The organism is Alkalispirochaeta americana, assembly GCF_900156105.1.
Lineage (GTDB): Bacteria > Spirochaetota > Spirochaetia > DSM-27196 > Alkalispirochaetaceae > Alkalispirochaeta > Alkalispirochaeta americana.
Genome location: NZ_FTMS01000015.1, coordinates 96124 through 106424, shown reverse-complemented (window position 1 = coordinate 106424; position 10301 = coordinate 96124). Strand labels below are relative to the sequence as shown.

Here is a 10301-nt window from a genome sequence, read left to right as displayed (position 1 = left end):
GGCGAGTGGTATTCCTGAACCCATCACAGGAAACCAGGCGCCTGATCCATCAAAGAGCGGCGTAATTCAGGTGACTTCTTTGTTGACAAACACCGCAGACAGGCCAATCACGCCAGACACGTCTGCCAGGCCAGACATGCCAGGCCAGACATGCCAGGCCGGCGCAACACACCGGAGAGACCTTCTCCCCGGTGTGTCACCCCCTCGAAGAGAGGCCTATTCCTTGACCGCTCCTGCTGCAAAACCTCTTTTCAGATGTTCGTGAAAGAAGATATAAAAAACGATCATAGGGATTGTTGCTATCACCAGAGCTGCAAAGAGCAACCCGTAGTCACGGGACATCCCCCCGGCAAAGGCGTTGACCCCCACGGGCAGACTTCGCAGGGATTGTCGGCTCGTGAGAACAAAGACAAAGACAAACTCGTTCCAGTTTGCCAAAAACGCAAAAATCGTCATGGTGGCCACCACTGGAGCAGAAATGGGGCGGATAACGTGCCAGAAAATCTGCAGATAGGACGCCCCGTCGATGCGGGCAGACTCTTCCACGGCCCCCGGAATGCCCCGGATATAGGAAGTCGCCAGATAGATCATAAAGGGCAGCCCAAATCCCACGTAGGGCAACAGCACTCCCAGTCGTGTATCGGCGATTCCCATGCGCGTTTCCATTACAAAGAGAGGAACCAGAACGGAGTGCGCCGTGACCAGTAATCCCATGATAAAGAAGGTATAGATAAGCGATGAGATCCGGTACTGAAATTTGGCAAGCCCGTATCCGGCTGAAAGAGCCAGGATCACTGTTATCGTTGTCGCGGTGACGGCGTAGAAGACGCTGTTTGCGATCAGTATTCCCAGTCGGCCTCGTTCCCAGGCCACGGTATAGTTTGCGGTGTGAATGCTTCGGGGGAGCGCAAAGATATTCCGTACAATTTCAGGGTGCGGTTTCAGGGAGCTGTAAAAAAGCCATACCAGGGGCGCCACCGTAAGGATCGTGAAGGCCACCATGAAAATGTAGGAGAAAACCCTCCAGGCGACCAGATCTTTCTGTCGTGTCAAGGATGTGCTGCTCATGGGTGCTCCTTATTCGTACTTCCGTTCGAATCTGCGAGAGATCGTCATGAGGACAGAAATCATTCCAAGACTCAGAAAGACGATCATTATTGATATGGCGCTGCCGTAGCCGTAGTTGTAATAACGGAAGGTATTAAAATACATGTAGATTGCTATTACCTCGGTGTAATGGGCCGGACCGCCACCCGTCATGGCAAAGACGAGGTCGAAACTCTTCAGGCTTCCGGCGATTGCAAAAACGGCGGTGGTAAAGACGATATTCGTCATTTGAGGCAGAATCACTCGGAATAATATCTGGTGTTCCTTGGCACCGTCCATTACGGAGGCCTCGATCACATCGGGAGATATCTTGTTCAAATTTGCCAGAAAAATGACCATATATATTCCTGTGTAATACCAAAGAATGACACCTAAAATGGGAACAATGGCAAAGTCCCGATTCTCAAAGATGGAAAAGACGTACCGCGGGTTATCTTGCACAATGCGGACTAACTGGGTAACCACACCGGCGGGGGAAAAAATCTGATTCCACAACTTTGCAACGACGATCGCCGAAACGGTGATCGGAAGAAAAATCATGGTCTCAAAAAACTGATGTCCCCCTACTATTTTGCGATAGACAATATAGGCGAGAATAAAACCAAAGGGGATTTGCCCGAAAACGGAGACCACCACGATCAGGAGGTTGTTCCTCAATCCTATGCGGAACACCGGGTCCACCATCATGCGGGTATAGTTCCCCAGGCCGATCCATTCGGGAGTTCCAAAACCGCTCCAGCGGGTGAAACTGAGAGAAAAACTGAAGATGATCGGGAAAAGGATCACCGTGGCGTAAATTAAGACCGCTGGTCCCACCAGAATAGCATAGCTCCAGCGTTTTTCTGTCTTGCTTGTCATCTAATAAGATCTCCCTGTGAAAATCCTGCCCGCCGGCTCGAAGCCTGCGGGCAGGAAAGTGTCAGCCTGTTGGATCAGCGCCGGCTCGAATCGTTAGCGGCTACCCAGTTCTCGTAGCGCCGGGCCGCCTCTTCGGGAGAAATTGCACCGAACATCATTTCCTGAAGGGCTGGTTGAAGAATTGACATTCCTTCAGCGTCCATAATGGAGTCAATCACATAGCCCCCGGGAGTAACGGCGAGAAAATCGGCCAGTTTTCGTGTCATCAGAGGGGCGTTGTCGTCGAGAATGCCCACGACAGCGGGAACCCATCCCTGCTCTGCCTTAATCCGGGATCCTTCGGGTCCGGCAAAGAAGTAGATCCAGGTCCAGGCAGCATCAGCCTTCTCACCGGAGAGATTGGCATTCATGCCGTGACCCGTTCCCGGGACGATCGATGTGGCTCCGGGCGCTCCCTGCTCGTTGGAGAGTCGGGGGAATACATTGTAGGACGTTGTTTTCTGCTGCTCTGGTGTGAGTTCCGTGGCCAGGTTTCTTGTGCGCCATCCTCCGTCAATGAAGTAGACAGCCCGGTCGTTCACAAAGTCGGTCATGGCCTGACCGTATTCCGCCTGGTTAAGGCCCGGTGAGAACATTTCCTCCTGGAACAGACGCTGTATAACTTCCAGAGCCCGTACAAACTGGGAATCTGTGAAGGCTGCTCCCCGGCCGGCCGCAGCACGTTCAAGCCACGCTCTTCCGCCGGTCCGCTCAACCAGAGTGCTCAGGAGGGTGCTCTGCATCTGCCAACCACCACCGTTATCCATGGCGATGGGAGTGTACCCCGCAGCACGAATCACCTCACCCTGGGCGATCAGCTCTTCCAGGGTCTCCGGAAAGGAAAGGCCCAGTTCCTCCAGAAGGCGGTCGTTGGTGTACATCACGTGAGTGGTGGTAATCTGCTCGGGCAGTTCCCAGATCTCTCCGTTCGGTCCCTGGGGAACCAGGGCCGCCGGAGCAAACTGGTCGCGTACCGGTTCGATCCAGGGACGCAAATCCTTGATCAGGCCGGATCCGGTGACGTGGCCGGTGCGTTTGTCGGGCCAGAGAAACATCACGTCCGGCAGTTGTCGGGCAACGGCCATAGCCTGAAGCTTGTTATGAAAGGCTTCGTCGAAGAGATAATCAAACTCGAGTCTGATCTCGGGGTGTTTTTCCTGAAAGGCCCGGACCACGGCATGGAAGTTCTCTGTCTCCGTGTTATCGGCCAGGTCAAGATAATGGAAAATCTCGAGTTTTACGGTTCCGTCGTCTTCCTTTTCCTGCCCTCCGCCGGCAAAGACCACTCCCGCCGAGACCGTTACAGCCAGGGCTGCAACCATCAATCGTCTGAAAAAAATCATCTGAAACCTCCCTAGGGGACCTTTCATGGTCCCGATTTTGCCCCGAGGGGCTTTTATCGTTCTCCGAGGCCAAGAATGGCCTCGGTAAACTTGCTTAGTACCTCTGCACGGCCGTGACGGTTGCGGATATCTCCCAAGGGAAAGATCTGGTCCGAAAAGATTCTGTCCAGGATCATACCGGCCGCTCCGTAGACCACGGCGTTCTCCCCAAAGGAGGAAAAAGAGATCTGACACTGCACCGGGGTGTCATAGGGCCAGTTTCGCTGGATCTCTTCATGAAGAATGGGGTCCAGCTCCTGCTGGTATTTCAGGACATCGCCGCCCACAAAGAGATTATCCAGATTCATCACATTGACGATCACCGCCACGTTTCGGGCCAACTCGCGGAAAAAACGTTCCCGCAGGGCCGGGTCCTCTGTTACCTGGGCCGCCTCCTGGTTTGTGAGGGAAAACTGGCCCGATCCCTGGTGATCCCAAAAAGCGCTGCGAAACTCTCCGGTGGTAAAATTTGCTCCGGGATAGAGGGTGCCGTTGATAACGACACCGATTCCGACACCGATCCCTCCGTAATCCAGTAGCGCTTGATCGTCGGACCTCATCTGAACAAAAACGTAGAGAAAGTCGTGCATGCCGGTGGTTCGATGAAAGGCAAGCTCTCCCCAGGCGCAGGCGTTGGCATCGTTCTCGGCTATCACCGGAATCTCGCAACGATCGGATATTTCGTGCTGGAAATCGTAGGATTCCAGATTCAGGGGGATGGAACCGGCAATTACATTCTTTATGGAGTTTACGAGGCCACCCATGGCGACACCCACGCCCATGATCTGAGGGCGGTACTCCCCGGTGTCGGCCAGAAGGCTTTCGATGATCTCCAGAAGATATTCCGAGAAAGACTCCTTCCTGCGACATCGTTCCACCGTCCAGTTCTTGAGCACCTGGCCGTGGAGATCGCACAGGGCAGCGCGAAAAAAACCGGGCTGGAGTTCCATTCCCAGAACTGCTCCGAAATTCGGGTTTATCTGCAACAGGACAGGTTTTCGTCCCCCCTGGCGGGAGGCCTCTCCCTGGGCTACCTCTACAAGGAGGCCCTGATCCAGAAGCTCGTTCACCACCAGAGAAACGGTGGATTTATCCAGCCCCAGAAGGGCTGCTGCCTGAATCCGGCTTATCCTGGGGGTTCTCCAGATTGCCCGCAGGATGTGAGCCCGGTTCATGATTCGATTTCGCTTGCTTGCTGATGCCACCTGTGCTACACTCCATTTGGTTGGTTTTAAAACCAACTTCAGTGTTCCATGGTACCAGGGTTATGTCAAGGAAAATTTGTGTGGCGAGAGAAATTGAGCACTCTTTGTGAAGGAGTAGAGATATGATCGATCTTTCCGGGCTTTGGCAACTGCGCGATCTTTCAGGAGAGCACCGGCTTTCCATGAATGTTCCCGGTGATGTTTATACCGCCCTTCTGGACGAAGGGATAATTTCTGACCCCTATTGGGCTCAAAACGAGCTGGATCTGCAATGGCCAGGCAGAGAAGACTGGGTGTTGGAGCGGGAATTCTCCCTGGAACGGTATGAGCCGGGGGAGAGATGGATTTTTTTCGCTGACTCCGTGGACACCGCCGCCGAGATGTATCTGAACGGGGAACTTCTCTGGAGCGGATCGAACATGTTTGTCCCCCTGCGGGTCGAGGCCGGGGATCTTCTCCGGCAAGGTGTAAACCGGATACGGCTGGTCCTGAAAAGTCCTGAAGAGGAGTCCCGTCGCCGGGCAGAGATTCTTCCCTATACAGTCCCCCATACGGCGTATCCCGTGCAATCGCCGCATCGGAATCTTCTTCGCAAAGTCCAGTGTCACAGCGGCTGGGACTGGGGGCCTTGTTTGATGACCTCGGGTGTCTATGGCTCGATCGGGATTTCCCGTGAACCCGAGTGGTCGCTCTGTGCTGCCTGGGGGATACCTCTCAAGGAATCGGGTGATCGCTGGCGACTAAAGGTTTTCATTGAGGGCGATTATCAGGATATTCCCGGAGAGGAGATGTTCGGGCGGATTCCTGCCGTAAAGGCTCGACTTCTGGATCAGGAAGGAGTGGTAGTGGCCGAGACCGATCAGGTCAGGAAGGCCTCTCAAAGAGAGGAGGGAAGGTGCGCCAGTTCGGCCTCTGGCCTTCATCCTCGCCGGACTCGTCTGGAGGTAGACCTGGTTGTGGACGATCCCCGACTTTGGTGGCCCTCGGGATACGGCGACCAGCCATTGTACCGGTTGCAGCTGGATACCGAGGGGGGCTATCGGGAACTGACCACGGCCTTTCGCACCATAGAAGTGGTAAACAAGCCGGATCAGTGGGGGGTAAGTTTTTTCTTTCGCGTGAACGGCCGGGATATCTGGGCAAAAGGGGCAAACTGGATTCCCCTGGATGCTCTTCCGGCCCGGCAGAGCTACAAACGATATCGCCAGCTCCTGGAGGATGCCCGGGCTGCTCACATGAACATGATTCGTCTTTGGGGTGGAGGACAGTACGAGCAGGATTGTTTTTATGATCTCTGCGACGAACTGGGAATCCTGGTATGGCAGGATTTCATGTTTTCCTGTTCTCTCTATCCGTCCGAAGAGTGGTTTCTTGAAGAGGTGCGCCAGGAGGTGTCGGCCCAGGTCAGGAGACTCGCCAGTCATCCCTCGATCGCCCTGTGGTGCGGAAATAACGAGAACGTGGGCGCCCTGGGATGGTTTCCTGAATCCCGTGAAAACCGGGAACGCTATGTGATCGATTATGACCGGCTCAATACGGGGGTGATCGCCAAAGTGGTCCGCAGTCTTGATGAGAGCCGTATCTTCTGGCCCAGTTCGCCCGCTGCCGGGGAGGGAAACTTCTCTGACAACTGGCACGATGACAGCTGCGGAGACATGCACTATTGGAGCGTCTGGCACGAAGGGGCTCCCTTCAGCGCCTACTACAAGGTGGTGCCACGGTTCTGCTCGGAGTTCGGCTTTCAGTCTTTTCCTTCTCTATCGGGAATCGCCCGGTTTGCCCCGCCCGATCAGTGGAACCCCACAGCGCCCGATCTGGAACATCACCAGAGAAGTCCCAGGGGAAATGCCGTTGTTTCCGAGACGATGACACGTTATTTTCGGGTTCCCTTCGATTTTCAGGATTTTATCTATCTGAGTCAGGTGCAACAGGCCTGGGCGATCAAAAACGCCGTCTCCTTCTGGCGAAGCCGTCGTCCCCAGTCCATGGGGGCGCTCTTCTGGCAGCTGAATGACCTGTGGCCCGTTGTCTCCTGGTCCAGTATTGAATACGACGGACGGTGGAAGATGCTCCATCATGAGGCGCGGCGGTTCTTTGCACCCTCCACCCTGATCTGCCAGGTTCATCAGGACGCGGCCGAGGTCTGGTGTGCCAACGATGATTCCATCCCTCTGGAAGGAAAAGTGCTGATGCGGTTTTTGGACTGGCAGGGCCATACCCTTCGGGAGGAGATGCGGACAGTCCAGGTACCCCCCGATTCTGTTGCCGAGGTTGCCCGATACGACGTGAAGGATATGGGGTTCGCTCCTCACCAGGGTTTCCTGGTTGCCCAGTGGGAAGGATCTCAACGGGTGGAGCGGGACTGGACCTTCCTGACGGAACCGAAACGGTGCGAGCTTCTCCCTCCGGTACTGGAGGTGCGGTCGCAGGTGGCTCCGCCATCGGGGGAAGGGTCCGGCTTCGTCTGGGAGCTTTCATGTGATGCCGCTCCAGCTTTCTGGGTCTTTCCTGATTTTGGAGATACACCCTGGCGGGCCGGAGATGCCGGATTTCTTCTTCTTCCCGGGGAAACTCGATCGTTCAGGGTAACCTTTCCCGAGGAAGAGTCATTTCGGAGGGCTTCGGGGGAGCACAATCTTGAGGACCCGACCCGGCTGGTCCGGGTTCGGCATCTGGCATCGGCCTGTCACGGTCGACCCGATTCGGCCCAGGTAAAAGCAGAGACATCTCAAGGCCGGTAGATCACAACCGGACTGGTTCTCATAAATAAGATGAAGGAAGGGTACAATGGCTAGACGACATTTTCCATCGGATTTTCTTTGGGGAGTTGCTGCGGCAAGCTATCAGGTTGAGGGTGCGGCCCGGGAGGATGGCCGGGGGCAAAGTATCTGGGATACCTTCTCCCGTACTCCCGGCGCAGTGCTTCACGGTCACACCGGAGATGTCTCGGTTGATCAATACCATCGCTACCACGAAGATGCCGGGCTTATGAAGGACCTGGGCGTCGGATCCTACCGGTTCTCTCTGGCCTGGCCCCGAATCCAACCGCTGGGCAGAGGAGATTTCAACTCCCGAGGGTTTGATTATTATAAAAGGCTGTGCGATGCCTTGCACCAGCGGGGGATCGCCGCTGCTGCAACGCTCTATCATTGGGATCTTCCCCAACCCCTGGAGGATGCCGGAGGGTGGCCGCATCGCGATACGGCGTATCGCTTCGCCGAATACGCGCAGGCCTGCTTTACCGAACTTGGCAGCCATGTCGATCTCTGGATTACCCTGAACGAACCCTGGTGCAGCGCTGTCCTGGGGTATCATGAGGGCGTTCACGCGCCAGGCCGAAAAGACCTCTCCGCAGCCTGGGCTGCTTCTCACCATCTGCTTCTGGGGCACGGTCTGGCTCTCCAGGCGTACCGGGAGCAGAGCAATCTTTCGGAGAATCCCATCGGTATAACCCTGAACATTGATACTCCCCGGCCTGCCACGCAGGATCCCCAGGATGTTCTTGCTGCTGATCGGGCCATGGACCTCAGGACCCGGATGTACTTTGATCCCCTCTTTGGGCGGGGGTATCCAGAACGGCATTTTGAGGCGTATCCCGGAGAGACGCCCCCGGAGGTGAAGGATGGCGATATGGATCTCATCGCCGGAAAGCTGGATTTTCTGGGATTGAACTACTATTTCGAACCTGTCATGGCTTTTGATCCCGAGCATCCCGAAGGATTCCGTATTGCTCCTGGCTATCACGAGACCACCGCGATGGGTTGGCCCATTACCCCTCGGGGATTATATCGGCAACTTGCGTGGGTTGCCCGGGAAACCCGGGGAGAGTGCCCGCTCTATATCACCGAAAACGGCTGCGCCATGGATGATTCTCTCAGTGATGATGGCCTTCGTTGCAAGGACCCCCGACGTGTTCAGTATTTGCGCGACCACTTCTCGGCGGCCCTGGACGCTCTGGAGGAAGGGGTCGATCTGCGGGGCTACTTTGTCTGGAGCCTGATCGACAATTTCGAGTGGGCCCTGGGCTACACCAAACGGTTTGGTATTATCTATGCCGATTACATCAACCAGCGGAGAGTCCCGAAGGATAGTTACTACTACCTTCGGGAAGTGATCAGCGGCTCGGAGGAACTGTGATGAACAGGCCGATATGGGATGATCTTCTCCCGGAGCCTCAGCGGGTTGATAGTGCGAGCCAGGGTGTGTCCGAGGGGTTTCTCCTTCCTCCGGTGTTGCGCCTCTGGTGCAGCGACGAGACGGGCCGGGCTACTGCTCTGGCGGCGATGGAATCGGTAGAGCGTCTGCGGACCAAATCCGATATTCCCTGGGATCTGTGTCAGGACCAGTCCCGGGCCCACGTGGTGGTCCTTTCGGGGACGGACTGTACCAGCGCACACTCCGGGGGATATCTCCTGAAAGTGGACGCCAGGGGGATCACAATTACCGGACAGGACAGGTCCGGAATCGCGGCGGGGCTTGCCACTCTCTTTCAGGCGCTCCTGCACTGCCGGTATCGATTTCGGGAAGGGGCGGAGTTCCGGCTTCCCCCGGTGGTGATCGAGGACTGGCCTGCACACGCCTGGCGTGGTTTCATGTTCGATCTGGCTCGCCACTTCTTCCCCATGGAGTCGCTCTATCGCTTTCTGGACCTTCTCTGGTTGCTCCGGTTCAGTCGGTTTCAGTTGCATCTCACCGACGATCAGGGTTGGCGTGTGCCCCTGGAGGGGTATCCCAAACTTCTCGAGCTCGGGGCCTGGCGTGATGATGGAACCAGCGATGAGAAGCGGTATGGAGGGTTTTATTCCCGACAGGAGCTTCGGGAACTGGACACAGCAGCCTCACTTCGGGGAATCACGGTGGTTCCCGAGATTGATCTGCCCGGCCATGCCTCGGCGGCGATTACGGCCTATCCCGAGCTGGGGTGTTCCGGTGTTGCTCCGGGGGTAGAGACGAGGTGGGGCATTTTTGAGTCTGTCCTCTGTCCTGCCAAAGCAGAAACGGGACGATTTATCGAGACTGTTTTTGGCGAGATGAGCGACCTCTTCCAGGGACCGTATGTGCATGTTGGAGGTGATGAGGTGATGACCAGGGCGTGGCACGACTGTCCTGGTTGCCGTGCCGAGGCATCCCGGCGGGGGATTGAGGTGGACGATCTCTACCAGGTGCTGGTTCGATCGATGACCGAGAGGGTTCTGGCCGCAGGCAAACGCCCCCTGGTCTGGGACGAGGCGTCTCGCCTGGATCTGCCCCGGGAGACTATCGTGGTGAACTGGCGGGAGCCGGAGTTTGCCCAGGCTGCCCTGGAACGGGGATACCAGATCGTCCTGGCGCCTCAGACAAGGCGAGTCTATCTTGACCACAGTCACCTGGATTCTCCCCTGGAAGCGGGGCGGCTTGGCACTGCCACGGTACAGGAAAGTGCCTCCTTTGAACCCTTCTCCTATCTGGGTGTGGCGAACTCCTGCTCCAGCCAGAAAATTCTGGGGGGACAAGCTCAGCTTTGGACCGAGGGTATCCCCTCGCATCGCCAGGCCGAGTATATGGCGGTGGTCAGGCTGGCGGCGACGAGTCAGGGGCTCTGGAGAGGTGTTCCCGGGACGACCCGCTGGGATGAAGATTTCCAGAAGCGTCTCGAAGCGGTGAGGCAGCTTCTCTTCTCCTGCGGCGTCAACGTCTACCCAGGCCCCTTCTCGGGGTAGCTCTGGCTGGG

7 protein-coding genes are annotated in these 10301 nt (G+C 56.4%); 3 read left to right on the top strand and 4 right to left on the bottom strand.

Translation table 11 applies throughout. The annotated features are described in order from the left end of the window. Positions 1-216: 216 nt before the first annotated feature. The 4 genes from BW950_RS11690 to BW950_RS11675 all read right to left on the bottom strand — a co-directional run bounded on the left by BW950_RS11690 (position 217) and on the right by BW950_RS11675 (position 4591). On the bottom strand, positions 217-1068 hold the full coding sequence (locus BW950_RS11690; protein WP_076489482.1) for a carbohydrate ABC transporter permease: 852 nt from the start codon (positions 1066-1068) through the stop codon (positions 217-219). Between the two features lie 9 nt (positions 1069-1077). Beyond that, entirely contained in the window at positions 1078-1965 is an 888-nt protein-coding gene (locus BW950_RS11685; protein ID WP_076489481.1) for a carbohydrate ABC transporter permease, read from the bottom strand. A 74-nt stretch (positions 1966-2039) separates the two neighbouring features. Further along, positions 2040-3347 carry an ABC transporter substrate-binding protein gene (locus BW950_RS11680; RefSeq protein ID WP_076489480.1) on the bottom strand — a complete coding sequence of 436 codons (1308 nt, stop codon included), beginning with the start codon at positions 3345-3347 and terminating at the stop codon, positions 2040-2042. Positions 3348-3400: 53 nt separating this feature from the next. Next, the gene (locus tag BW950_RS11675) at positions 3401-4591 is read right to left on the bottom strand and encodes an ROK family transcriptional regulator (protein WP_143559229.1); all 1191 of its coding nucleotides are present in this window, start codon (positions 4589-4591) and stop codon (positions 3401-3403) included. Positions 4592-4713: 122 nt separating this feature from the next. On the opposite strand from BW950_RS11675, the gene BW950_RS11670 reads away from it, so the two are divergent. The 3 genes from BW950_RS11670 to BW950_RS11660 are packed head-to-tail and all read left to right on the top strand — an operon-like array spanning position 4714 to position 10290. Further along, complete coding sequence (locus BW950_RS11670; RefSeq protein ID WP_076489478.1) at positions 4714-7332, top strand: beta-mannosidase; 2619 nt, start codon at positions 4714-4716, stop codon at positions 7330-7332. 46 nt (positions 7333-7378) lie between these two features. Beyond that, the gene (locus BW950_RS11665; protein WP_076489477.1) at positions 7379-8728 is read left to right on the top strand and encodes a GH1 family beta-glucosidase; all 1350 of its coding nucleotides are present in this window, start codon (positions 7379-7381) and stop codon (positions 8726-8728) included. After that, positions 8728-10290: a beta-N-acetylhexosaminidase gene (locus BW950_RS11660; protein ID WP_076489476.1), complete on the top strand. Its 1563-nt coding sequence runs from the start codon at positions 8728-8730 to the stop codon at positions 10288-10290. Before BW950_RS11665 ends, BW950_RS11660 begins: the two co-directional genes overlap by 1 nt. The last annotated feature ends 11 nt before the right edge of the window (positions 10291-10301 follow it).

Excerpts from the sequence above, each read along its gene's own strand:
- BW950_RS11690 (WP_076489482.1), bottom strand. The coding sequence starts at position 1,068 with ATGAGCAGCACATCCTTGACACGACAGAAAGATCTGGTCGCCTGGAGG.
- BW950_RS11685 (WP_076489481.1), bottom strand. The coding sequence starts at position 1,965 with ATGACAAGCAAGACAGAAAAACGCTGGAGCTATGCTATTCTGGTGGGA.
- BW950_RS11680 (WP_076489480.1), bottom strand. The coding sequence starts at position 3,347 with ATGATTTTTTTCAGACGATTGATGGTTGCAGCCCTGGCTGTAACGGTC.
- BW950_RS11670 (WP_076489478.1), top strand. The coding sequence starts at position 4,714 with ATGATCGATCTTTCCGGGCTTTGGCAACTGCGCGATCTTTCAGGAGAG.
- BW950_RS11665 (WP_076489477.1), top strand. The coding sequence starts at position 7,379 with ATGGCTAGACGACATTTTCCATCGGATTTTCTTTGGGGAGTTGCTGCG.
- BW950_RS11660 (WP_076489476.1), top strand. The coding sequence starts at position 8,728 with ATGAACAGGCCGATATGGGATGATCTTCTCCCGGAGCCTCAGCGGGTT.